This is a genomic window from Chitinophagales bacterium (assembly GCA_019638515.1).
Classification (GTDB): domain Bacteria; phylum Bacteroidota; class Bacteroidia; order Chitinophagales; family LD1; genus UBA7692.
In genome coordinates, this window is sequence record JAHBTS010000003.1 from 240,617 (window position 1) to 264,888 (window position 24,272).

The following is a 24,272-nucleotide window of genomic DNA, read 5'->3' on the forward strand; positions in this document are numbered from 1 at the left end:
TTTTTTACCCATTATTGCAGCGCGAATGAAAACAGATGCACTCAAAAAATCTTTAGGGCAACATTTTTTACACGATGCCGCCATGCAGCAAAAAATTGCAGATGCAACGGGAGATTTGAGTGGTTTTTCAACCGTAGTAGAAGTAGGCCCCGGCAAAGGCGCACTCACCTTTAAAATGCTCGAAAAACAGCACCCCAACTATTGGTTGGTAGAGTTAGACAACCGCTGGGCTGCCTGGTTAAAAGAAAACACCGGCAACCATTTTCATGGTGGCGAAAAAATATTGAATCAAGATTTTTTGCGTTTAAACTTTGAACCATTTACAGCTCCGGTGCATGTGGTGGGTAACTTTCCATACAATATTTCATCGCAAATAGTTTTTAAAGTACTGGCAGAAAAGGATAAAGCTACTGCACTTACCGGCATGTTTCAAAAAGAAGTGGCAATGCGCATTGCAGCAAAACCGGGCACTAAAGATTATGGTGTATTAAGCATTTTTACACAAGCCTACTTCGATTGCACTTACTTGTTTGATGTACCTCCCGAATGTTTTACTCCACCTCCGAAAGTAATGAGTGGCGTAATAACCATGCACCGCCACTACCGCCCACTACTTTGCAACGAAGCCAACTTTACCAAACTGGTGAAGCAAGCCTTTACCCAGCGCAGAAAAACCTTGCGCAACAGTATTCGGCAATACTTACCCGCAGATTATTCACACATTTCATTCTTAGATAAGCGACCCGAACAATTAAGTGTAGAAGAATTTTCGCAACTAACTAACCAATGCTTCCCAACTTAAAAACGATATGAAAAACATAGCCATTTTTGCTTCCGGTTCAGGCAGCAATGCCCAAAAAATAATAGCGCATTTCAACACCAAAAAAAGTCTGGTAGGGCAAGTAGCACTGGTTGTTTGTAATAAAGAGAATGCAGGTGTATTGCAAATTGCAGCAGCTGCACAAGTACCTTCGGCAGTAATAACCAAAACCCAACTAAACAACGAAGATTACATGCAGGCACTACTGCAAAAACACCATATAGATTTTATTGTTTTAGCCGGATTTTTACTCCTCATTCCCGAGTTTCTAACCCGTTACTTTCATCACAAAATAGTAAACATACACCCTGCCTTATTGCCCAAATACGGAGGCAAAGGCATGTATGGTAAAAATGTGCACCAAGCCGTATGGCAAAACCGTGAAAGCCAAACAGGCATTACCATTCACTTCGCAAACGAACACTACGATGAAGGCAATATTGTTTTCCAAGCAAGCACAGAAATAACTGCTGCCGACACTCCCGAAACCATTGCCCAAAAAGTACAACAATTGGAGCATCAACACTTCCCCGCAGTAATTGAAAAACTTTTAAAAGGTTAATAGTTTTGATGTTAAAAAATACCTGTTTATCTTCACAAAGCATTAAAAAACATGGCTAATAATAAAGATCTTAATCCCGCTTGTACTACTTGCATAGCAAGAGCAAACTCTGTGTTTGGAGTACTAAGCCACGAACAATCGCACGAGTTAACACTACATAAATCGTGTGCTGTGTATAAACGCGGGCAATATATTTTTAATGAAAATGGTTTTCCCCATGCCTTGTATTGCATTAACCAAGGCAAAATAAAATTAAATACTACCGGAATTGACGGCAAAGAACAAATCCTACGATTAGCAAAAACAGGCGATGTAATTGGCTATCGTTCATTGCTTTCTAATGAACGCTACCACTGCTCTGCCGTGGCATTAGAGGATTCTTCGGTTTGTGTTATAGATCGCAATTATTTTTTAGAAGCCGTTGGCAACAATCCAAAACTACTATTTGAAGTAGTACGAAAAATTACCAACGACCTTAAGAAAGCCGAAGAGCATATTGTTTCGCTTTCGCAAAAAAATGTACGCGAGCGCATGGCCGAAGCACTGTTGTTTTTTAAAGCCACTTTTGGTTTTGCTGCCGATGGGCAAACGCTAAACGTTACCTTCTCGCGCGAAGAAATTGCAGATTATGTTGGCACTTCTACCGAAAGCGCCATTAGGCTTCTATCAGAATTTAACCAAGATAAAATTATTGAGTTGGCAGGCAAAAAAATTAAAATCCTAAGCCTTCCCAAACTTATTAAAACCGCCAATATTGACGATTAAAACATGAGTAAAATCATGTTTCTTTTCTCTATCCATCATACTTTTAAAATGTTGGCATAAGCATATTTGCATTGTATAAAGCGATTCCAAATGTGCTTACACGCCCAAACAGCTAATAACTTAATTCAACTCTTAATGAAGGTGGTTTACCCTTCGGTGCAATATCACTTTTTAGTGGCCTCTTGGAAGAATAATACACTGCACAACGATGAAAGCAGTAGTGCTATCGAAGATCTTGTAAGCGACCTAAAAACGGAGTTTAACTCCCTTTTTAGTTACGAAACTAAATTGGTTTTTTCGGCAGTGCTGCGAACTTTTGAAGCAGAAGCAAACGCAACGTATGTTAGTCCCAATATTACTGAGTTAATAGACCTTACACAAAAAAAGGAAAAACGTATCCAACACCTACTGCAAGACCTAAAGGCAACTATTACCATACAAGATAAAAACTACGAGCCATTAAAGCAATTGGTAACTGCATTTGAAATTGAATTTTTTCCGGCAAAAGAAGATTGGAACGATATGATTACCAACCGCCTTGCTACCTGTGCCTGTTTTAAAAAAACTGCCGGAGGCAATACCCAAGCAGAGCAAGGAGGCGTGCTTAACTAAGCACATTCTTGAGTATTTTATGTAAGTTTGGCATATATGAAAAATATACTTTGCCCAATAGATTTTTCGGACTATACCGAAAGTGTTTTAGAACTTGCGGCCTCTTTGGCACAAGAAAAAAATGCCACTATTCATATTGTGTACGTATTGGCAGCTATTAACTATCACGACTTGTTGGTAGCAGACTCTTACCTTGCTTACGGAGCCGAAATAATTGCAGAAGAGCGCAAAGAGTCGCAAGAACGAATGAATAAACTAAAGGCTTCCTTTGAACAAAAATTTCCTGCGCAGCATTTCATCACTTCAATAGTAGAAACAGGAAATACCGAAGATGGCATTTTAGAAACTGCCGAAAAAATAAATGCCGATTGCATTGTTATTGGTTCACACGGCAGAAGAGGTATAAGTCGCTTTATTATTGGCAGTGTTGCCGAAAGCATTCTGCGCGAAGCCAAATGCAATGTAATTGTGTACAAGGTGCAACAATAACAAGCACGCTACTTCAAAAAAGAAACTCCTATTCCAACTTAAAAAACTTGCCTTTGCAACTTGAATCTTGCTAGGTTGTATGACTAATACCGGCTATACATAATATCGGTTTTGCAAAATAGCGGGTTAAGTGCAAAATTCAACAGTTGTGCTTTTTTCTGCAAAAACCATTTTTGCTAACGTCAGTGCAAAGTTGAAAGTGCGGCTCTTCTATTCCAACCGCCACAACCAATGGTAGAATAAGACACACGGCTAAAACGCCTGCAACTCTACTAACTGGCGGTAAATACCGTGGTGTGCCATTAACCCAATATGATTGCCGCGCTCTACTACCTTTCCATCTTTCATTACAATAATTTCATCGGCATATTGAATGGTAGAAAGGCGGTGTGCAATTACAATAGAAGTGCGCCCGCGCATCAATTTGTTTAAGGCCTCCTGCACCAACTTTTCAGAACTAGAATCGAGCGAAGAAGTGGCCTCATCTAAAATCAACACCGGTGGGTTTTTTAGTACCGCACGAGCAATAGTAAGGCGCTGCTTTTCACCACCGCTCAATTTACTGCCTCTATCGCCAATGTTAGTATCGTAACCATGCTCTAACTTTAGAATAAAATCGTGGGCATTTGCAATTTTGGCGGCTTCTATTACGCTTTCTTTGGTTGCACCCTCGTAGCCAAATGCAATATTATTAAACACTGTATCGTTAAACAAAATAGACTCTTGCGATACTATACCAAATAGATTGCGCAACGAATGTAGTGTAAGGTCTTGGCTATTAACGCCATCAATTAGAATTTCGCCCCGCTGTGGATCATAAAACCTCGGAAGCAAATCTACCAGTGTAGATTTTCCTGCTCCACTCTGCCCCACCACAGCTATCATTTTCCCCTTTTCTATACGAAGGTTTACGTGGCTTAATATTTCACTGGTGTCGAAATTATTGTAAGCAAAACTTACATCTTTCAATTCAATAGCCGTATTAAATTCATGAACAGCAACTGCATTTTCTTTCTCTTGAATGCTGTTAGGTGCATCTAAAATTTCGTAGATGCGGTGTGAAGAAGCCAATCCTTTTTGGATATTGTAAAATGCATTTGAAAAGCTTTTTGCAGGAGGAATTAACTGCGAAAAAATAACCATAAAGCCAATAAAAGTTTCTGCGGTAAGCATTCGGCTATCGAGCACCAATCTGCCGCCAAACCAAAGTACTGCACACACCACACAAATAGCCAAAAACTCCGTAAGTGGCGAAGATAGTTCTCTGCGCAAAGTAAGGCGGTGCGCCAACTTATAGTGCGCTTGGTTAATTGCTTTAAACTGAAATGTTTTAAACTTTTCGGCCCCAAAAGCGTGTATAATACGCAAACCGCTAAGCGTTTCATCAATGATGGAAATAAGAAATCCAAGTTTCTCCTGCCCTTCTACCGAAGTGCGTTTAAGTTGCTTTCCAATTCTGCCAATAATTCCTCCGGTAATTAACAGCATCACAAACACAAACACAGTAAGTTGAAAACTCATTACCACCATAGCACCCAAAAACACAATAATGTTTACCGGCTCGCGAAAAAAAATCTCCAACATATTCATAATGCTGGTTTCAATCTCTTTTACATCATCGGTCATGCGGGCAATAAGGTCGCCTTTTTTCTCTTTGCTGTAATAGCCAAGCGGCAGCGATAAAATTTTACTGTACAAATCGTTGCGTATATCGCGCACCACGCCATTGCGCACCGGGCTCATTACATACACCGCCAAAAAGCGAAACAAATTCTTGAGAAAAAAGATAACCGCAGTAGCGATGCAAATAAACAGCAGCCCTTCTGTGGCGCCACTTTCCTTAATAATTGAACTGAGTTTGTACTCAAAGAGATGAATTACAAAATTAGGGCTAAAAGAAAATACAGGCGCTTCGTTTACCGGTGGAATTTTACCAAAAAGCAACTGCAAAAACGGGATAAGCATTACAATACTCACCAACGAAAAAAGCACGCTCAACAAATTGAAAACAATATTGAGCGCTACATTTAAGCGGTATGGCAAGAGGTAGGTAAGTAATCTAAGAAACTGTTTCACACTATAAATACTGCTGCAAGGTTACTATAAAACGCAAACGATTAGAAAGTATTTTAATCAACTATTTTAAACTCTGTTCTGCGGTTAAGGCGATGGCAATCGCAATCGTCTTCGGCACATGCACTTATACGTTCGCAATCCTGCAAAGGCTGCCCCTCGCCATAACCTTTTGCTGTAAGGCGCTCCTCATGTATGCCGTTTTCTATTAAATAACCAACTACCGCTTCTGCCCTCTTTTGCGACAGATACAAATTGTATTCCTCTTCACCGCGCATATCGGTATGCGAAGCAATTTCTACTTTCAGCAATGGGTTTTTGCTTAGTAGTAGTACTATTTCCTGCAATGCTGTTTTAGTTTCCTCATTCAATTCAAAGCTATTGAAATCGAAATAAATATCGGCCATTCTATATGCTTTGTTGCGCAGCATTGCTTGCATCATTGCCGCAACCTGTGCGGTATCATCGCTCGAAAATGCTTGTACATCAAATTGTTTTTCGAGGCTAAAAAAACCATCGCGGGCAAAAGAAACTTTATACGTTCCATTTTGTGGAAGCTGCTGTACCATTGCGCTTCCGCGCATGGTAAACAAAACACTATCAGCAGCATTGCGCACAATCATCAAAGCATTGTCGAGTGTATTTCCGTTTGAATCTACTGCCAATATTTTAAGCCATGGCTTTATCGATTTACTTATTTCAAACTCAAAAATATCATCGCAACAAGTTTCGCCCTTTACCGAAAAAACACCCGGCCTGTTTGATACAAAATAACCTTTTCCTTTTTCAAAATACCTAAAAAAAGATTCGTCATAGCTGGTATTCAACGGGGCTGGAAGCGGCTTAGGCTCTGCAAATTTTCCATTGCTGAAACGAGCATAATATACATCTAAACCACCAAGCGATGGCAAACCCGAAGAGCTAAAAAACAGCGTTCCTGTAAGCTCATCAAAAAATGGCGATACTTCATCGCGCGAAGTATTCACCACTTTGCCTGCGTTTTTTGCAGCACTAAATTTACCATCGGGCAGGCGCTCTGCATACCAAATATCGTATCCGCCATAACCTCCCGGGCGATTGCTTGCAAACCAAAGCATTTCGCGTCCTTCGATGGTTTCGGCTAAAAATGGATGCGTAGAAGCATGTAAGTTGAAGTTTACTTTTTCATTGAGCTCTCGCTCGTTGGTCCATTTTCCCTCTTCTAACTTTGCACTCCACAAGGCGCAGTTTGCTTCTTGCAATTCGCCATAGCACAGCGAAAAATACAACTCCTTGTTTTTAGCATTAAATGAAAGCGATGTAAGGTTATGGCTGCTTAAATTCAGGTCTTCAAACAGCTTTGGAGATTGAAAAGTATCGGCATCTTTTCGGCTCATATAAAACTGCATTACAGGTTGTTTGTATCCTGTATCGGATTTCAAAAAAACCAATGTATCGGAACGAATAGAAGCATAGTATAAGTTTCCTTTCCATACGGTAGGCGAAAAGTCGCTATAGCCGGAGTTTATAGAAAGTGGCAGTTGCTTGATTTTAAAAGTATCGTCTATTGTTTTTCTACTCAAGCAACCGAAAATATCGGCAGCCGTCCATTCTTTCAACAAAGCATCTTTCCCTTTATAGCACGCCACAAAAGCATTGTATTCAGGCACGGCTTGCGTGCACCTGCCTAAGTGTTTTAACGATAGTGCTTTAAAATAAAGTGCTGTAGTGGCGCAAGCAGCATCGGCATTAGCAGCCTTGGTAAACCACCGCAATGCTTCTTTATGGTTGCGAATTTTATGGTTTGCCAACCCCAACTGAAATAACAGCTCCACCTGCGATGAATCGCGCTTTACGGCTTCTGCGTAATAGCTTAAAGCATCGTAGTAATAAGCCTTCTTAAACTCCTTGTTGCCAACCCTTACCAACGATTTGTAACTCATACCAGGCAGCGAATCGGCAGCCGAAGCAAAGAAACTTACACCTATAGCGAAAAGAAGAAAATAGAAGCAACGATACACCACTGCAGTTGATATTAAAGTAAAATAAAAATAGAATTAGCGCTGTAATACAATTAAAATTTCTCCATTAAAAACAAAAATTCACAGTGTGGTTTATTACTGTTTATCCATTCGTTTGTCCAACGCATAGATGCCATTACGTGGTGTTTATAGTTTATTTCTATTGCCTTTATCAACTTGCCGGAAGTATTGATAATGCTTGTCAATTCTGCTTTGGTGGCTCTACCTCCGGAACTATACGACAGCAAGATGTATTTTGCCTGTGTGGCATCTATCAGCTTTTTTATTGCCTGCATGGCTATAAAGTGGCCGCTATCATCTTTTCTAAACTCTTCGAATACCGAAGTTGCCACTTGGTCGCGCGTATCTTCGCGTCTGGCAGCTTTACCAAACACCAAAGGTTTATCGTTCAAAATAATGGTTTTCCAAATATGGTAATACGAGGCATAGCGCACACGACTTGGCGGCATTTTTTCGTTATTGGAGCCATATGGCGGATCTAAATACGCAAAATCGAATACTCTATTCTTTACAGCCTCAAAAACATCGCCACGCAGCACTTCATTTTCGGTTGAATTCAAAAATAAGTGTGGCACTTTGAGCATTAAATTTTTGTGCGAGCGTGGCGACCACTCTGCCAAATATGCAGCATAATGCCCCAAAGTATTATCTACCGAATCGAGCGCCAAAATTAAGCTGGTTAGTGCTACTGCTTTTTCAACCTTGCCCAATTGCATTTTATCTATTTCATCTCTAATGGCATCTAATTTTTGTGTGTTTTTACGTTGAAAAGGTTGCTTGCCGCCATCTGCGGTATTGCCGCCATAATGCTCGGTAAACCAGCCATCGTAGCCTTTTAGTGCATTGAGGTGTGTAATCATTTCTGCGTAATAAGCAGCAGGTTGTTTATTCAATAAAAAACAGGTGGCAAAAGTTTCTGACCATATCGAAATATCGTTGGAAGTAGTATGATAGCCGAGTTGCGCAAATGCCTGGCTTACTCTTGTGGAACCGCTAAAACCATCAAAAACTGTTTTAACCTTAAGACCATTCAACACTTCGACAATGGAAGGCAGTATTTTAAGTTTTGAGCCTGCATACTTAATTCCCTCGGTTGTGGGAATCAATGTTTTATCAATTGCGGCAATATCTGTCATTCTCGTTAGCTGTAACTAAGGTAGTTTTATCTGCTCAAATTTAAACGGCTAATTGTATAAGCATATTAAAACAAGATGTGTACAATGTGCTACCGATAAAAGAAAATGATTCTTTCATTCGTAGAATGATAAGTCCGTGGCTCATACTTAGCTTTGTAGCACTTTACTTTATTGCATTAGTGCTTATCAGCCGAGTTACATCCGTAAAGGCAGGCAATCGCGAATACTTTATTGGCAACCACCAAAGCCCTTGGTATGCTGTTGCATTTGGCATGATTGGAGATTCGCTGAGTGGCGTAACTTATATTTCGGTACCGGGAGCCGTGGGTACAGCCAAATTCAGTTATTTACAATTGGTACTTGGTTATGTGGTGGGCTATTGGATTATTGGCAGTGTGCTGTTGCCTATTTATTACCGCATGAACCTTACGTCTATTTACACTTATCTCGAAACACGCTTTGGCGTGGCAGCACAGCGCACCGGAGCTTTCTTTTTTATAGTGTCGCGATTACTGGGAGCAGCCGGAAGGTTGTGGCTGGCGGTAAGTGTGCTTCAAATTTTTGTATTTGATGCTATGGGCATTCCTTTTGTGCTGAGTGTGGCTGTAATTATTGGCCTAATGCTGCTTTATACTTACCGTGGCGGTATTAAAACATTGGTGTGGACAGATACTTTCCAATCGTCATTTCTGCTGCTGGGGGTAGTGCTTTCTATTGTGGCAATTGCTGCCAATCTTCAACTTTCGTTAAGCGAGCTATGCTCACAAGTTATCCATTCTAGTTACACGCAAGTTTTCTTCTTCGACCCAATGCCTAAATCCTTTTTCCTGAAACAGTTTTTAGCAGGAGTTTTTATTGCCGTTACCATGACCGGCTTAGACCAAAACATGATGCAGAAAAATTTAAGTTGCCGTTCACTGTCCGAAGCACAAAAAAATGTGTATTGGTTTAGTTTGGTAATGCTCTTGGTAAACGTTCTTTTTCTCTGCTTAGGTGCACTGCTTTATATTTTTGTGGAAGCAAAAGGCATTGCACTGCCCACAAAAAGCGATGCACTGTTTCCAACCTTGGCACTCAACCATTTAGGCACTTTTGCCGCTATGGTATTTATTATTGGCTTAACTGCAGCCACTTTCAACAGTGCCGATTCGGTACTAACTACGCTTACCACTTCCTTTTACATAGATTTTCTTTGGTTAGATAAAAGCAGTGCCAGTGAACAAAGTAAAATCACTAAAAGACACATCATTCATATCGGCTTTGCAGTATTACTGCTATTGGTAATTATGGTATTTCAGATACTAAATAACAAAGCGGTAATTGATACCATTTTAATGATTGCAGGTTACACATACGGACCGCTGTTGGGCATGTTTGCATTTGGCATTTTCTCTAAACGCAAAGTTGCCGATGTACTTATTCCAGTGCTGTGCTTGGCTGCGCCCCTGGCAAGTTACCTGCTCAGCTATTGGGTAAACGATTTAAAGCCTGCCTACCTGCATGGCTACCAAATTGGAAACGAACTCTTAATCATAAACGGGCTTATTACCTACTGCGGACTGTGGCTACTATCTAAAAAAGCATAAACACAAAAATTATGGCTAAGCAAACCAAAAAAAATTGGACAGAAATAAAGGCGCAATCCAGTTGGCGCATGTTTAAAATAATGGCAGAATTTGTGGATGGGTTTGAAAAATTAGATGAAACCGGACCTTGTGTTTCAATTTTTGGATCTGCCCGCACCCAGCCCAATAATGCCTATTACCAACATGCCGAAACACTAGCGCAAAAACTGGTAGAAGCAGGCTACGGCATTATTACCGGAGGCGGCCCCGGCATTATGGAAGCCGCCAATAAAGGCGCAAAAGAAAGCGGTGGCGTATCGGTAGGTTTACACATAGAACTCCCGCACGAAGAGGGCTGCAACCAATATGTAGATCCCGATAAAATTATTGCCTTTAAGTATTTCTTTGCTCGAAAAGTAATGTTTATCCGCTATGCGCAAGCAGTGGTGTATATGCCCGGAGGCTTTGGCACCATGGATGAATTATTTGAAGTACTCACCTTAGTGCAAACCAAAAAAATACAGCATATACCAATGATTTTTTTTGGTACCGATTATTGGAAAGGTCTTTTAGAATGGATAGAAAAAACAATGCTGCATACCGCCCATAACATTAGCGAAAAAGACTTGAAGCTCTTTCATATTACCGATGACACTTCGGAAGTAGTGCGCATTATAGAATCGCATTATGCCAATAAAAAACTTACACCCAACTTTTAAGTTGTTGGAATTTTTCGTGCCGTATTTTTACCATCTTTGAGCCATGCAATTCAATTTATTTGGTATAGCTACAGCAAACAAAATAACCATTGAACAAGCGGCTAAAACTGCACAAGTTTCTGTAGCAACCATCCGCAATTGGATAAAAACAGGATACTTAAAACAAGAAGCTAAAGGCTCCGTTACCCAAGCCTCCTTCAACAGTTTTATGCAGCATATTGCAGGTAAAGAAAAACTGCATGCACGCGCCAATAAACTATCAAAAAACTCGCACAACCATACCGAAGCATCAAAGAGTATTGATTACTTAATTGAAAACTTTACTGGTGAAAATATAGGGTTGGCATACGAAAATTCGCTTACCGAAGCATACCGCAATAAAGAAGGAATTTACTACACCCCGCCTGCAATTGTAAGGGATATGCTTAGTAACATAACTATCCACAGCAATGCTACATTCTTAGATCCTTGCTGCGGCTCAGGCAACTTTGTAATTCAAGCCATACAATCGGGCATACCGCCACAAAATGTTTATGGATTTGATATAGACGAAAATGCTGTTGCCATAACTAAAAATCGTATTAAACAAACCTTTGGATTCGATTCACCCAATATAATTGTGGGCGATTTTTTACAAGAAACTACTACGCTTTCTAAAGCACATACAACCTTCGACTATATTTTTACCAACCCTCCTTGGGGCAAAAAGATTGATAAATCAACTAAGGAAAAATTTGCAGAAATATATAAGTGTGGAAATAGTTTAGATACTACTTCGCTTTTTATGGGAGCTAGTTTACATTTATTGAAACCAAATGGCATACTTGGTTTCCTAATCCAAGAAGCCTTTTTCAATATCACCGCTTTTGAGGATATCAGGAAAAAAGTACTGGCAAAAAACGTATTGAAATTTATTGATTATGGGAAAGCTTTTAAAGGTTTAGTAACAAAAGCACAAGCCATTATTCTCGAAAATACACCCGCAACTGCCGAAAACAAGATAACCTGTATTGTAGAAAACAGCACACACTATAGAAGTTTCAATTCTTTCAACGAAAATCCAAAAACCATCTTCAACTTTTCAACCAGCGAAGAAGAATCATTTGTTATTCAAAAGTTATATACAACAGCACACATTACTTTAAAAAACAAAGCCCAATGGGCATTGGGAATAGTAACCGGCAACAATCAAAAGTTTTGCAGCAACACTCCCAAAGAGGGCTACATCCCTATTTACAAAGGTTCCGACATCACAAAAACAGGACTCAAAAAACCGCATATATTTATTGAAAACAACTTTGCCAACTTTCAACAAGTAGCACCTCTAAAAATGTATCTCGCTCAAGAAAAACTTATCTATAAGTTTATTTCTTCAAACCTTTGTTTTTATTGCGACACACAACAACAATACATTCTAAATAGCGCCAATTTGCTCATTCCTACAAACATTGGTATTTCTGGAAAGCAACTTGCCGAACTACTCAACAGCGAAATAATAAACTGGCTCTTCAATAAACTTTTTGCCACGCATAAAGTACTACGCAGCGATTTAGAATTGCTGCCCATCCACACCGGATATTTCGCAGCTTTTCAAGAATTTACGGAACACAACTACCTCAACTATTTACAGATAACAAAATCGAAACATGGAACTTTCAGCGTTAAAAACGTCTGTAACTACTGGCAATAAAAAACACAGCAAGTAATACATTATTGCTTTACAAAGCGCTGTACGGCATTTCCAATCTGCACTATATACACACCTGCCTTCCACTCAGCAACATCTATTTGGCGCGCTTTTGTTTGCAGCATTAGTTTTCCTACGGCATCCCATATTCTTACGGTGTCATCTACCACTTCGCTGGCTGCAACTTGAATATACGAGTGAGCAGGATTAGGAAACACAACTACCTGTTTAGGCATTAGCTCTGCCAACCCGTTTATGCATACAGTATCTAAATTCACAACATCGCTCTGTATATACCGAGGGCGATTATCTGGCTGCAATGCGGTAATACTCACATCGCAAAGCTGTATATTCTTTAGGTGGCGTAAAAAAAGTCCGTAAGCGGGAATGGTATCGCCAAAGATATCGTGCTCGGGTTTGCTGCTTTCATTCTCTGGCACTATCCATCCGGGAAGAGAATCCATGCCACCCGGAATAGTTATGGCAACATTTTCGAGTCGAATATTTTCGATGCTGTGGTTAGGAATTCCTGTAATATGCGAAGTAGTATTTGACTTTGCAGTTGCTGTAATATTTTTCAATACAATATCGCGTGCATATCCCACTCCCGGAACCGGGGCCGATGGCATATACTTTTGTGCCCTGTTTCCCAAACGAATGGCTATGGGCGTTATGGCCTCCAACTGTATGTTCTCTATACGAATATTTTCCATGCCGCCTCCATCTACAATAGCAAGGTTAATACCGCATTTGGCATCTAAGTTGAGCGGTCCGCGCACACTCTTTTTCACCACACAATCGTGTACATAAATATTACTGAAAAAACCTTGTGTTTCGGTACCAATTTTAATGGCGCGAGAGTAGGTAGCAAGCGTACAGTTTCTTACTTCAACATTTTGAGTAAACAGTGGCGCCATTGCTTTCATTACTATTGGATCGTTGTTGCCATCTATATCGCAGTTTTCTACCAGCACGTTGCGGCACATGTCGATATTTACACCATCTTGGTTGCCATAGCAATGGTTGGTGATGGTAATGTTTCTAACCAACATTGTATCTAAATTGCAATTATGCATCATCCAAAATGCAGAATTTTGCAGCGTTAAATCCTCGTATCGCACATTAGAAGAAGTGTAAATTCTAAACCCAAAAACACGATTGCTGCTATTGATAAAAACAGGTGCCAATCCATTTCCATTCACCCTGCCCTTTCCCGTAAAAGCAATATTGCGCACACCCTCTGCATACACCAAACTGCGCTGCACATACTCATCGGCATAAGTGCGTAAAAGTGGTGTAATTATTGGATAGTCATTTAAGTTGGCACTACCTTTCAGCACACCTCCCGAATCTATTTGCAACTCCACATCGCTTTTCATTCGTATAGTGCCGGAAAGAAAAATACCGGAAGGAATAACCACCTTTCCGCCCCCGCTATTGTGGCAACTATCTATAGCAGCCTGTATGGCAACCGTATTTAGCGTAACGCTATCGCCTACTGCACCAAATGCCGTTACACTAAACACTTGTGAGAAACCGGACAATACCGTTGCCAGCAATAAATAAAACAAGAATAGCAGCCTCATATTTTCTTTCCACGAAGTTTAAAAAAAGAGTTCAATTCTGGCTATTAAAATTGTTGCACAGTGAATATTTTTAATTTGTGCCGTTTTCCAATTCTTATTGTATTTAGAATAAATTATACTTGCATAAAACCAACATCATGAGAGCTATACATACAGCACTATTTGCAATACTACTAACTGCGGGCACAGCACTAAACGCACAAACAGTTTCTTATACTTTAGAAGACCCGGAAGTATCTTACAATGCGAGCATACAAACCGTTTCGTTTAAAACACAACTACCCGAAAGCTTGGCAAAAAAGGGCGGTGTTGCAAGTTGCTATGTTTTTACAGATACACTACTTGGGCCAACTGCAAGCGCCAAGCTGTTTTCGTTCTTTCCGGGCTCTACAGCGCAAGAAGTTTGGTACTCCGTTCCCGAAGTGCGCCCGGGTTGCTACTTTACGCGCTATGCCTCCCGCACCAACGATAGCTTACACTATTTCTCTGCAGCAAAAAGATATTGTTTTGATGCACTTAGTGCTATTTCGGCCGCAGCTACCACCGAGCAGCTAACACTTTACCCCAATCCGGCAAACAACTTTATTGAAATAAACACCAACGAAGCCGTTGCAATAAGTATCGTCAATAACTTGGGTGCTACGCAAACCAAACTTCAACTCCAACAAGGAAAAAACACCGTAAACATTTCGGAATGGAATGCAGGCGTGTACTACGTTCTATTGAATAATAAGGTAGTGCAGCGCTTTGTAAAATAACAGCGCCACATATTTCTATTTAAAGCTAAAAGGGCTAAGCATAAATACATTGCTTAGCCTTTTTTTATTCATTCTGTAGATACAAGTGTATTTATTCGTACAAAATTTACTAAAACCAATACTAAAAGCCGTCAAGATTCCATTGCCGGCAACACACCACCACTACACAAAAATTTTGTTGAAGAAAAGGAGCAATAACTTACACAACTAAAAGCTATTTGTCGCTCACCCTGGCTTGCTAAACTACATTAAACCCGTTGCCAAAGAAGGAACTAAGCCCACAGCAACCGCTATTGCTATACTAATAACAATTACCAAAGTATATGTAAGTGGTATAGCAGGCGCAGTAGCTTGCTCCGGTACCTCTTTTAAATACATGGCATACACCACACGCAAATAATAGTAAACACCTACAATTGAGTTTACAATAGCAATCAATACCAACCAAAAGCGCTCATTGCGAATGGCCTCGCTAAAAATATAATACTTACCAAAAAATCCGGCTAAAGGCGGAATACCGGCCAACGATAACATGGCAACAGTAAGTGCCAATGCCAACAATGGACGCTGCTTGGCTAAGCCATTAAATCCATCGTATTTTTCGCTTCCTGTATGGCGGCTTACAATAATTGCCACTGCAAATGCTGCCACAGAAGCCACACCGTAAGCCAAGGCATAAAAGAATACGGCATTATCGGTTTTTCCGTATAATGTAACAATGCCTAACATTAAATATCCTGCATTGCTCACTCCCGAAAAGGCCAACATACGCTTAAATGAATCTTGCTGTAAAGCAGTAAGGTTACCTATGGTAATGGTGAGAGCAACCACAGCGCTCAATACCCAACCAAAAGGCATCATTACCGGAACAAAACATGCAGAGAACAAACGATAAAACGCTGCAAATGCCGCAATTTTAGCTACCGTAGCCATTATTGCCATGTGCAGCATAGGCGCACCCTCATACACATCCGGTGCCCAAAAATGAAAAGGAGCTGCACTTACTTTAAACAGCAATGCCATCATAATCAAAGCTACTCCAACGTATAACATAGACGATGGCTGATGTGTGGCTATATAATCGCGAATATGTACAATATCAAAAGAACCCGTTTCGCCATAAAGCAAGGCAATACCCAATAGCAGCAAGCCCGATGCAAACGAACCCATTAAGAAGTATTTCATTCCCGCCTCGTTGCTGCGCTTATCGCGCTTATTGGCACCAGCCATAATATACAACGATATTGAAAGAACTTCAATTCCTAAGAACAACATGGCGAGGTTTCCAAAACTTACCATTGCCAAACCCCCAGCCAAAATAAAAATGGTAAGCGCAATGTAATCTGAAATTTTGGCGGCTTCATTCTTGTAAAATTCACTGCTTAGCAGCAATAGCAATACCGTTAAGCCAATCAACAACCCAGAGAAAGCCATCGAAAAACCATCGGCTTTCAACATGTTGTACACTGCAGTTTCACGTGCAGTATGGTCGCCATTCCAATCGTTAAAAGTTAAACCTAAAATAACCAACAAGCCTGCAATGGCAATGGGTATCACCATTTTGCGCAGGTTGAATATCTCTGCCAATAAGCAAAAAATACCAAGAGCAGATGTATATATAAGTGCGTTCATTTTTCTTTAGTTACGCTCAATAATGTTATCGCAATGCTGCATTTAAAATTACATTCAATGCAGGTTCTGCCAATTTTAAAATATGATAAGGATAAACACCGCAAGCAAATATTACTGCTGCGATAGGAACAAATACCGCCATTTCGCTCCAGCTTAAATCTGCAAATGCCAATGTTGGTTTTTCTTCACCCAACATAGAGCGCTGATACATTCTAAACATATATGCTGCGCCAAGAATTATAGACAATCCGGCTATGGCAGCCAATACCGTATTATACTCATATACGCTAAACAGCAACATAAATTCACCAATAAAAGCATTGGTGCCCGGCAATGCAATAGATGCCAATACCAAAATCATAAACAAGGTTGCCAACTTAGGTGCCACATTGCGAATGCCTCCCATTTTAGGAATATCGTAAGAACCAATTCTGCGATAAATAACTTCGCCCACAAAAAACAAGCCTACCACATTAAAACCGTGTGCAATCATTTGCACCACGCTGCCTTGCAAACCTGCCTTTGAAAAAGTAAAAATACCCGCAGCAATTAAGCCCACGTGCGCCAACGATGAATAAGCAATTAAACGTTTGATGTTATCTTGGCGAAGCGCAATTACCGAACCATATATTACACCCACAACACACAATACTATTACCACCGGAGTCCATGCGGCAACACCGGCAGGCAATATCGGCAACAACCAGCGCAGCAATGAATACAAACCCATTTTAAGCATAATACCGCTTAAAAGCATAGAGCCTGCGGTAGGCGATTCGGTATAAGTTTCGGGCTGCCAAGTATGAAATGGAAACACCGGAATTTTTACAGCAAAGGCAATAAAGAAAGCCCAAAACAACCAATGCTGCTCCGCGGCAGAAAGTTGCAAAGCATATAAATCTACCAAAGCAAACGAACCTGCCTTTTGGTATAAATAAATAAAGCCCAACAACATGAAAAGTGAACCTGCCAAGGTGTAGATAAAAAATTTCAATACCACTTTACCTCTGTATTCTCTATTGCCATCGCCCCACAGCAATGCAATAAAAAATATAGGCAGCAATGCCAATTCCCAAAAAATATAATACAAAAAGCCGTCTGTAGCTGCAAAAACACCAATAAGTGCAAACTGCATAAATAGAATTAAGGCATAAAAACTGCTCTCGTTAGATAACTTACGCGAAGAAGATGCCAGCACAATTAAAGGAATAAGCGCATTGGTTAAACCAATCATTAAAATACCCAAACCATCTGCCGCTAATGCAAAATCTATTTTAGGACTTGCAATCCACGATGCCGAAAAATGCAAAGAAGTAAACTGACCTAAAGAAGCCATTTTAAGTGCCACTCCGGCAACTACCGCATTGGCAAACGAAAATACCAATGCCGTTTTAGCAGCCAGTTTATCGCCAGATAGTTTTGTAAATAAAGCTCCGGCTAAAGCAATCAACAAGAGTATAATGAGTAACATATTTTATTGTATTACAGGGCTATTTTTAGCTTTAGAAATACACCCAATCTTTTATTATTTACATCTGCCAAACTAAATATCCCAAAATTGCACACACGCCCAACACCATCATAATCATGTAAAAACCAATATTGCCACTCTGCAATATGCGCAACTGTTTTCCCTTCCAAAAAGTAGCTTTGGCTGTTAAGTTTACCACTCCATCTACTACCAGCAAATCAAAAATTTCGTAAGCCAAAGTAGAAATTGCCATCACTGGCTTTACCACCACGGCATTGTATATTTCATCAATATAGTACTTGTGGTAAATTACCTTTGCCACACCTTGTATTTCGCCTTCTTTTGCCGGTAATGTACCGCCCTTTACAAAACGGATATAAGCAAACAATATACTTGCCACAGCTCCAATTACCGCTCCTGCCATCAATGCCAATTCTGTACTGTGTGCCATTGCGTGTGCGCCATGTGCCGAACCGCCAATTACAGGCGAAAGAAAATGCTTTAACCAATGGTTTCCGCCCATAACTTCAGGAATACCCATAGCACCGCCTACCACAGCCAATGCTGCTAAAACCACCAATGGAATTGTAATTAAAGCAGGGCTTTCGTGCAAATGATGTTTTTGCTCTTCAGTGCCTCTAAACTGTGTATTGAAAGTAAGAAACACCAAACGGAACATGTAAAATGCCGTAAGCAATGAAGCAACCGTAGCCGTTATCCATAAAATTTTATTGTGTTCAAATGCCGCAGCAAGAATTTCATCTTTAGAGAAGAAACCACTAAACGGAGGAATACCCGAAATAGCTAACGAAGACAATAAGAATGTGATAAACGTAATAGGCATCCATTTTTTCAAACCGCCCATGTTTCTAATATCCTGCTCGCCATGCAAAGCATGAATTACAGAACCGCTTCCCAAGAATAAACAAGCTTTAAAGAAAGCATGCGTAATTACATGAAAAACAGCCGAAGTATAAGCACCTAAACCCAATGCCATAAACATTAAACCCAACTGCGAAACAGTGGAATATGCCAATACCTTTTTAATATCGTTTTGAAACACACCAATAGTAGCTGCAAACAAAGCGGTAGCCACACCAATGGCTGCAATAAAGTGTAAAGTTTCGGGTGCTAAATCGTACAAAAAGTTGGTGCGCACCACCATATAAATTCCGGCTGTAACCATGGTAGCTGCGTGTATTAGTGCCGAAACGGGAGTTGGCCCCGCCATAGCATCCGGCAACCATGTATATAAAGGTATTTGTGCACTTTTACCCATTGCCCCTATAAAAAGAAACACGGTAGCTGCCAAAGCGATATTGGCGCCAATGCTGCCTCCTTGTGCTAATGCCTTCAACTCGCCAAAGTGCAATGTATTGGTATAAAAAAGTAATACAAACATGCCCAATAAAAACCCAAGGTCGCCCACACGGTTCATTACAAATGCTTTCTTGGCAGCATCGTTGTAAGATTGGTTTTTAAACCAAAACCCTATAAGCAGATAAGAACATAAACCTACTCCTTCCCAACCAATATATGTTACCAATAAACTATTGCCTAATACCAGTAACAGCATGAAAAAGATAAACAGATTAAGGTATGCAAAAAAACGACTGAAATTTTCGTCATCGTGCATATAGCTTATGGAATACACGTGTATTAAAAATCCGATTCCGGTAACTATCATAAGCCACATTACCGAAAGTTGATCTATAAGAATGCCAAACGAAATGCTGATGTTACCAAATGCTATCCACTCAAAAATATTTTTATCAATTGCCGCTGTTGCTGCGCCTGAAAAGAAATCGAGGAAATACTTTAATGCAATTGCAAAAGAACCAAGCACCGCCAACGAACCAAGCCAACCCGAAACGTTTTTAGGTAGCTTTTTTCCAAACAAACCGTTTATTAAAAAACCGATTAGCGGAAGGAGAATTAAAAGGTATATCGCTGTCATTTCTAATTTAAAATTTTCTGATTTTAAGATTCTTGGTTCTTCATCGTTTATTTTAAATACGCTTTAAAAATCAAAAATCTAAAATTTCAATGCTTTCAGTTCATCAATATCTACAGTATGCAAATTGCGGTAAATGGTTACCAAAATTGCCAAACCCACTGCCACTTCGGCTGCAGCTACTGCCATAATAAAAAATACAAATACTTGCCCGCTCGAATCGTTGTGGTAAGTAGAAAACGCCACCAGTAGCAGGTTTACGGCATTAAGCATTAGTTCAATGCTCATAAATATAATAATGGCATTTCTGCGCAGCAGCACCCCAAATACACCAATACAAAAAAGCACCGCACTTAAAAACAAATAATTGTGCAACGGCACTGCATGGAAAATGTTCATCAATACGCTCATTTCAATTCAGGTTTGGGTGAACTATCCTTTTTAGCTATTAAAACAGCACCAATCATGGCTGCCAATAATAAGATACTGGCAAATTCAAATGGTACTAAATATTCGTTTAGCAATACTTGTCCTAATGTTTTCACCAATCCAATTCCGCCATCAATATGTACGGGAGGCACAAAAGGTTCGGTTTTTTTCAATGCAGCAATTAGAACCAATAGCAAAAGACCGGATGAAAATACAGCAGCAATGCGTGCCAATGCGGGTTTGTGAGCCTCAGTTTCTTTGTTTAAATTCATCATCATTAGCGTGAATAAAAACAATACCATAATTGCACCGGCATAAACTATAATATGAACTACCGCCAAGAACTGTGCATTTAACAGAAGATAGTGCCCGGCAATAGCAAAAAAGCAGCCAATTAAATAGAGTACGGAATAAACCGGATTGCGGGAAGTTACGGTCATTAAACCGCAAAAAACCGCTAACGCTGCTAAGAACAAGAATATGTAAAAGGTCATTTCTATATTATGATTTCTTGTTGGTACGTTTTAAATACTGCAATACTGCTGGGTTGCGCTTGGGAAGTATTTAAAATTACATGCCATGTCTTTTATTTTTTAGTATCTGTATTTTCTTCTAATGGCATGAGTAACTTTTCTTTCCCATAAATAAATCCTTCGCGTTGGTAATCTGCCGGAGCCATATCTTGGGTAAGAAAGATGGCTTCTTTGGGGCAGGCTTCTTCGCACAAGCCACAAAAGATGCAACGCAGCAGGTTTATCTCGTAAGTGGAAGCATACTTTTCTTCACGGTATAGTTTTTCTTCGCCCGGTTCACGCTCTGCGGCAATCATGGTAATGGCTTCGGCAGGGCAACTGAGGGCGCACAAACCGCAGGCGGTACAGCGTTCTGCGCCATTTTCATCGCGCATTAAGATGTGCCTCCCGCGAAATACGGGTGAAAACTCGCGTTTTTGCTCCGGATATTGAATGGTTGCTTTCGGGCGAAAAAAGTGCTTGAGTGTAATACCCATTCCTTTAACAATTCCGGGCAAGTAAAGCCTTTCTGTAAAGGTCATTTCTTTGTTGGAAACGTCTTTTTTTCGTCCGCTAAGTGATATTTCTTTTATAGAGGTTGCCATGTTTTTCCTACTAAAAAGCGGTTGCAATATTATCTTTTCTGTGAAATATTCATTATCTTTTTCAAGAATAAAATATCCACTACGCTACCAGCTTCCGATATTTAAATTTCTTTTCTAATGTGTCGCCCAGTCTTTGTTTTTTGTTTTCCTCGTATTCGCTAAAAGTACCTTCAAAATAGTATGCCTGCGCATCGCCTTCAAAAGCAAGAATGTGGGTGCAAACACGGTCTAAGAACCAACGGTCGTGCGAAATAATAACAGCGCATCCGGCAAAGTTCTCAAGGGCCTCTTCCAGTGCTCTAATGGTGTTTACATCTAAATCGTTGGTTGGCTCATCTAAAAGTAGCACGTTGGCTTCTTCGCGTAAAGTTAGCGCCAAATGCAGGCGGTTTCTTTCGCCACCGGAAAGTACCTTCAGCTTCTTTTGCTGGTCGGCTCCGCTAAAATTAAAGCGCGACACGTAGCCGCGGCTATTCATTTTTAGCTTTCCGAGTTCTATCCATTCATCGCTGTTGCTAATGGTTTCCCAAACTGTTTTTTCGGGATCGAGATTGGTATGGGTTTGATCTACGTACGATATTTTTACGGTTTCGCCTATTTCGAAGGTTCCGGAATCGGGTTTTTCTTGCCCCATTATCATGCGGAAAAGTGTGGTTTTCCCGGCTCCGTTGGGTCCAATAATTCCAACTATACCACCTTGTGGTAAGCTAAAGTTCAGGTTCTCGTAAAGGAGTTGGTCTCCAAAGGCTTTGGCTACATTTTTAGCTTCAATTACTTTAGATCCTAAGCGCGGCCCCGGTGGTATGTATATTTCTAACTTTTCTTCTTTTTGCTTTGCATCTTCTTCCAGCATTTTTTCATAGTTGGCTATACGGGCTTTGCTTTTAGCTTGCCGTGCTTTGGGCGATTGGCGCACCCATTCTAACTCGCGCTGCAATGTTTTTTGGCGTTTAGTCTCAGATTTTTCTTCTTGCTCTAGGCGTTTAGCTTTTTGGTCTAACCACGAAGAGTAGTTTCCTTTCCATGGAATGCCTTCGCCACGATCGAGCTCTAATATCCAACCGGCTACGTTGTCTAAGAAATAGCGGTCGTGCGTGATACATATAACAGTTCCTTTGTATTGCTCCAAGTGGTGCTCCAACCACAATATAGATTCGGCATCGAGGTGGTTGGTGGGCTCATCCAACAGCAGCACATCCGGTTCTTGCAAGAGTAGGCGGCACAATGCCACTCTGCGCTTTTCGCCTCCCGAAAGGTTCTTGATGGGAGTATTAGGTTCCGGACACCGCAGCGCATCCATGGCGCGCTCCAGTACACTATCTATCTCCCATGCGTTGGCAGCATCAATTTTATCTTGAAGTGTACCCTGCCTTTCGAGCAGTTTGTTCATTTGGTCATCGTCCATCGGCTCGGCAAATTTTTCGCTGATGTCGTTGAACTCTTGCAGCATATCAAAAATTTCCTTTTTGCCTTCGCGCACTACCTCTACTACTGTTTTGCTATTGTCTAATTGCGGCTCTTGCTCCAAATAACCTACCGAAAAATCTTTATTGCTTTCTATTTTACCATTATAGCTTTGGTCTATTCCGGCAATAATTTTCATTAAGGTAGATTTACCCGAACCGTTGGCACCTATAATACCAATTTTGGCACCGTAAAAGAAAGACAGGTAAATGTCTTTTAAAATTTGGCGACTAGGTGGAATTGTTTTGCTCACACCTGTCATCGAAAAAATTATTCGCTGTGTAGCTTCTGACATACTAAACACATTTAGGCGGGCAAAAGTAACATTACTCACGAAGGTTAAGAGAGTATTTTCGACACGCACGAAAGATGCAACCAAAAAGGCTTTGAGGTATCTTATTCAAAAAAAACAACACACGGAACTAAAAAGCGGTTGGTAAAAAAACCTATGACTAAGAGTTTTGTAAAACAATTATTGGTAGCCTTGGCAGTTTCGATTGCCTATGCGTGGGGTATCAGTTTTACCAATGCAACCTTTCACAACAATGGGTTTTGGATTAACACACCTTATTACGATGGAATAGACAAACATTTTTGCGAAAACACCAACATGTTTGATCCCATAAGGCAACCCGTAAATACATTTACCAATGTAATTTACCTGCTGGTGGGTTTGTATGTGCTGGGCGTTGCTTGGCGCGACTGGCGGCAACAAAAACGCTATAATTTAATTTCGGCCAACCCTTGGTATTCATTTGTATATGGCATTATTCAGGTGTATTTATTTGTTGCCAGCAGCTACTTTCATGCGGGCTTAACCTTATTTGGAAGAGATTTAGATTACTCCGGTGTATTTAGCTTAAGCCTGTACCCGCTTATGTATTTCACCCATCGAATTGTGCTTATGGTGCGTGGCCTACCCAGCAATGGCAAGCATCCTAAAGAAGTTCTCTTTTTAACTATTGGGTTTTCAATCTTGTATGTGTACCTCACTTTCTTTTCGCCTCCGGTAATTGGTAGGTTTATTGTGCTAGGCATGATTGTTACCATGTTTATTTTTGCCATTATTATTGAAAACAAAGACCCCGGCAAAACCAATAAACTTTATATGTGGCTAACGCTGGCATCTATTTCGTTGGCTGTAATGTTTTTTGAATTCGACAACCAAAGAATTTTATGCAGCCCCGATAGTTTTATCCAACCACACGGATTGTGGCATTTACTGGGAGGCGTAGCCGGTTTCTATTTCTACTTTTATATCCGTAGTGAAAAAAACTACACTACTATTTTGGCCGATAAAGACAAAAGCTACCACCAATACGATATATATTAACAAAAAACACCCATAACAATCCTTAAAATAATCTTATTCCAAAACTTGCAGCAGTAGATAAAAACTTTTAAAAAACACT

General features: G+C 40.3%; 21 protein-coding genes. 10 read left to right on the top strand and 11 right to left on the bottom strand.

Annotation, left to right across the window (positions count from 1 at the left end; genetic code table 11):
- Positions 1-25: 25 nt before the first annotated feature.
- The 5 genes from rsmA (at position 26) to KF872_07670 (ending at position 3,248) form a co-directional block, all read left to right on the top strand.
- Positions 26-802, top strand: a complete 777-nt coding sequence (gene rsmA / locus KF872_07650; protein MBX2903416.1) for a ribosomal RNA small subunit methyltransferase A — start codon at positions 26-28, stop codon at positions 800-802.
- A 7-nt stretch (positions 803-809) separates the two neighbouring features.
- On the top strand, positions 810-1,382 hold the full coding sequence (purN, locus tag KF872_07655; protein ID MBX2903417.1) for a phosphoribosylglycinamide formyltransferase: 573 nt from the start codon (positions 810-812) through the stop codon (positions 1,380-1,382).
- Between the two features lie 51 nt (positions 1,383-1,433).
- Complete coding sequence (locus KF872_07660; GenBank protein MBX2903418.1) at positions 1,434-2,147, top strand: Crp/Fnr family transcriptional regulator; 714 nt, start codon at positions 1,434-1,436, stop codon at positions 2,145-2,147.
- A 90-nt stretch (positions 2,148-2,237) separates the two neighbouring features.
- Complete coding sequence (locus KF872_07665; GenBank protein ID MBX2903419.1) at positions 2,238-2,759, top strand: hypothetical protein; 522 nt, start codon at positions 2,238-2,240, stop codon at positions 2,757-2,759.
- Between the two features lie 36 nt (positions 2,760-2,795).
- Positions 2,796-3,248, top strand: a complete 453-nt coding sequence (locus tag KF872_07670) for a universal stress protein (protein ID MBX2903420.1) — start codon at positions 2,796-2,798, stop codon at positions 3,246-3,248.
- 252 nt (positions 3,249-3,500) lie between these two features.
- Here the strand turns inward: KF872_07670 and KF872_07675 are convergent, their stop codons facing one another.
- The 3 genes from KF872_07675 to KF872_07685 form a co-directional block, all read right to left on the bottom strand.
- Entirely contained in the window at positions 3,501-5,324 is a 1,824-nt protein-coding gene (locus tag KF872_07675) for an ABC transporter ATP-binding protein (protein MBX2903421.1), read from the bottom strand.
- Between the two features lie 53 nt (positions 5,325-5,377).
- The gene (locus KF872_07680; GenBank protein MBX2903422.1) at positions 5,378-7,243 is read right to left on the bottom strand and encodes an OmpA family protein; all 1,866 of its coding nucleotides are present in this window, start codon (positions 7,241-7,243) and stop codon (positions 5,378-5,380) included.
- 131 nt (positions 7,244-7,374) lie between these two features.
- The gene (locus tag KF872_07685; GenBank protein ID MBX2903423.1) at positions 7,375-8,478 is read right to left on the bottom strand and encodes a DNA adenine methylase; all 1,104 of its coding nucleotides are present in this window, start codon (positions 8,476-8,478) and stop codon (positions 7,375-7,377) included.
- Between the two features lie 125 nt (positions 8,479-8,603).
- Between KF872_07685 and KF872_07690 the strand changes: the two genes are divergently transcribed.
- The 3 genes from KF872_07690 to KF872_07700 are packed head-to-tail and all read left to right on the top strand — an operon-like array spanning position 8,604 to position 12,452.
- The gene (locus KF872_07690; protein ID MBX2903424.1) at positions 8,604-10,064 is read left to right on the top strand and encodes a sodium:solute symporter; all 1,461 of its coding nucleotides are present in this window, start codon (positions 8,604-8,606) and stop codon (positions 10,062-10,064) included.
- A gap of 11 nt (positions 10,065-10,075) precedes the next feature.
- The gene (locus tag KF872_07695; protein MBX2903425.1) at positions 10,076-10,762 is read left to right on the top strand and encodes a TIGR00730 family Rossman fold protein; all 687 of its coding nucleotides are present in this window, start codon (positions 10,076-10,078) and stop codon (positions 10,760-10,762) included.
- A 43-nt stretch (positions 10,763-10,805) separates the two neighbouring features.
- The gene (locus KF872_07700; protein MBX2903426.1) at positions 10,806-12,452 is read left to right on the top strand and encodes an N-6 DNA methylase; all 1,647 of its coding nucleotides are present in this window, start codon (positions 10,806-10,808) and stop codon (positions 12,450-12,452) included.
- Positions 12,453-12,472: 20 nt separating this feature from the next.
- Here KF872_07700 and KF872_07705 read toward each other — a convergent pair whose 3' ends face one another.
- The gene (locus KF872_07705; GenBank protein MBX2903427.1) at positions 12,473-14,035 is read right to left on the bottom strand and encodes a T9SS type A sorting domain-containing protein; all 1,563 of its coding nucleotides are present in this window, start codon (positions 14,033-14,035) and stop codon (positions 12,473-12,475) included.
- 137 nt (positions 14,036-14,172) lie between these two features.
- Here KF872_07705 and KF872_07710 point away from each other — a divergent pair, with 137 nt between their 5' ends.
- Positions 14,173-14,793: a T9SS type A sorting domain-containing protein gene (locus KF872_07710; protein ID MBX2903428.1), complete on the top strand. Its 621-nt coding sequence runs from the start codon at positions 14,173-14,175 to the stop codon at positions 14,791-14,793.
- A gap of 243 nt (positions 14,794-15,036) precedes the next feature.
- On the opposite strand, the gene KF872_07715 is transcribed toward KF872_07710, so the two are convergent.
- From KF872_07715 to ettA, 7 genes are all read right to left on the bottom strand, one after another.
- On the bottom strand, positions 15,037-16,425 hold the full coding sequence (locus KF872_07715) for an NADH-quinone oxidoreductase subunit N (GenBank protein ID MBX2903429.1): 1,389 nt from the start codon (positions 16,423-16,425) through the stop codon (positions 15,037-15,039).
- A 25-nt stretch (positions 16,426-16,450) separates the two neighbouring features.
- Positions 16,451-17,896, bottom strand: a complete 1,446-nt coding sequence (locus KF872_07720) for an NADH-quinone oxidoreductase subunit M (GenBank protein MBX2903430.1) — start codon at positions 17,894-17,896, stop codon at positions 16,451-16,453.
- 58 nt (positions 17,897-17,954) lie between these two features.
- Entirely contained in the window at positions 17,955-19,853 is a 1,899-nt protein-coding gene (gene nuoL / locus KF872_07725; protein MBX2903431.1) for an NADH-quinone oxidoreductase subunit L, read from the bottom strand.
- A gap of 78 nt (positions 19,854-19,931) precedes the next feature.
- Positions 19,932-20,249 carry an NADH-quinone oxidoreductase subunit NuoK gene (gene nuoK, locus KF872_07730; protein ID MBX2903432.1) on the bottom strand — a complete coding sequence of 106 codons (318 nt, stop codon included), beginning with the start codon at positions 20,247-20,249 and terminating at the stop codon, positions 19,932-19,934.
- Positions 20,250-20,257: 8 nt separating this feature from the next.
- Entirely contained in the window at positions 20,258-20,773 is a 516-nt protein-coding gene (locus KF872_07735) for an NADH-quinone oxidoreductase subunit J (protein ID MBX2903433.1), read from the bottom strand.
- A 92-nt stretch (positions 20,774-20,865) separates the two neighbouring features.
- Entirely contained in the window at positions 20,866-21,333 is a 468-nt protein-coding gene (gene nuoI, locus KF872_07740) for an NADH-quinone oxidoreductase subunit NuoI (protein ID MBX2903434.1), read from the bottom strand.
- A 142-nt stretch (positions 21,334-21,475) separates the two neighbouring features.
- The gene (ettA, locus tag KF872_07745; GenBank protein ID MBX2903435.1) at positions 21,476-23,155 is read right to left on the bottom strand and encodes an energy-dependent translational throttle protein EttA; all 1,680 of its coding nucleotides are present in this window, start codon (positions 23,153-23,155) and stop codon (positions 21,476-21,478) included.
- 153 nt (positions 23,156-23,308) lie between these two features.
- Between ettA and KF872_07750 the strand changes: the two genes are divergently transcribed.
- Complete coding sequence (locus tag KF872_07750; GenBank protein MBX2903436.1) at positions 23,309-24,193, top strand: ceramidase domain-containing protein; 885 nt, start codon at positions 23,309-23,311, stop codon at positions 24,191-24,193.
- Positions 24,194-24,272: the final 79 nt, after the last annotated feature.

What these genes read in the sequence shown, in the direction of transcription:
- rsmA (MBX2903416.1), top strand. Translation starts at nt 26, where the DNA reads ATGAAAACAGATGCACTCAAAAAATCTTTAGGGCAACATTTTTTACAC.
- purN (MBX2903417.1), top strand. Translation starts at nt 810, where the DNA reads ATGAAAAACATAGCCATTTTTGCTTCCGGTTCAGGCAGCAATGCCCAA.
- KF872_07660 (MBX2903418.1), top strand. Translation starts at nt 1,434, where the DNA reads ATGGCTAATAATAAAGATCTTAATCCCGCTTGTACTACTTGCATAGCA.
- KF872_07665 (MBX2903419.1), top strand. Translation starts at nt 2,238, where the DNA reads ATGTGCTTACACGCCCAAACAGCTAATAACTTAATTCAACTCTTAATG.
- KF872_07670 (MBX2903420.1), top strand. Translation starts at nt 2,796, where the DNA reads ATGAAAAATATACTTTGCCCAATAGATTTTTCGGACTATACCGAAAGT.
- KF872_07680 (MBX2903422.1), bottom strand. Translation starts at nt 7,243, where the DNA reads ATGAGTTACAAATCGTTGGTAAGGGTTGGCAACAAGGAGTTTAAGAAG.
- KF872_07685 (MBX2903423.1), bottom strand. Translation starts at nt 8,478, where the DNA reads ATGACAGATATTGCCGCAATTGATAAAACATTGATTCCCACAACCGAG.
- KF872_07690 (MBX2903424.1), top strand. Translation starts at nt 8,604, where the DNA reads ATGATAAGTCCGTGGCTCATACTTAGCTTTGTAGCACTTTACTTTATT.
- KF872_07695 (MBX2903425.1), top strand. Translation starts at nt 10,076, where the DNA reads ATGGCTAAGCAAACCAAAAAAAATTGGACAGAAATAAAGGCGCAATCC.
- KF872_07700 (MBX2903426.1), top strand. Translation starts at nt 10,806, where the DNA reads ATGCAATTCAATTTATTTGGTATAGCTACAGCAAACAAAATAACCATT.
- KF872_07705 (MBX2903427.1), bottom strand. Translation starts at nt 14,035, where the DNA reads ATGAGGCTGCTATTCTTGTTTTATTTATTGCTGGCAACGGTATTGTCC.
- KF872_07710 (MBX2903428.1), top strand. Translation starts at nt 14,173, where the DNA reads ATGAGAGCTATACATACAGCACTATTTGCAATACTACTAACTGCGGGC.
- KF872_07715 (MBX2903429.1), bottom strand. Translation starts at nt 16,425, where the DNA reads ATGAACGCACTTATATATACATCTGCTCTTGGTATTTTTTGCTTATTG.
- KF872_07720 (MBX2903430.1), bottom strand. Translation starts at nt 17,896, where the DNA reads ATGTTACTCATTATACTCTTGTTGATTGCTTTAGCCGGAGCTTTATTT.
- nuoL (MBX2903431.1), bottom strand. Translation starts at nt 19,853, where the DNA reads ATGACAGCGATATACCTTTTAATTCTCCTTCCGCTAATCGGTTTTTTA.
- nuoK (MBX2903432.1), bottom strand. Translation starts at nt 20,249, where the DNA reads ATGAACATTTTCCATGCAGTGCCGTTGCACAATTATTTGTTTTTAAGT.
- KF872_07735 (MBX2903433.1), bottom strand. Translation starts at nt 20,773, where the DNA reads ATGACCTTTTACATATTCTTGTTCTTAGCAGCGTTAGCGGTTTTTTGC.
- nuoI (MBX2903434.1), bottom strand. Translation starts at nt 21,333, where the DNA reads ATGACCTTTACAGAAAGGCTTTACTTGCCCGGAATTGTTAAAGGAATG.
- ettA (MBX2903435.1), bottom strand. Translation starts at nt 23,155, where the DNA reads ATGTCAGAAGCTACACAGCGAATAATTTTTTCGATGACAGGTGTGAGC.
- KF872_07750 (MBX2903436.1), top strand. Translation starts at nt 23,309, where the DNA reads ATGACTAAGAGTTTTGTAAAACAATTATTGGTAGCCTTGGCAGTTTCG.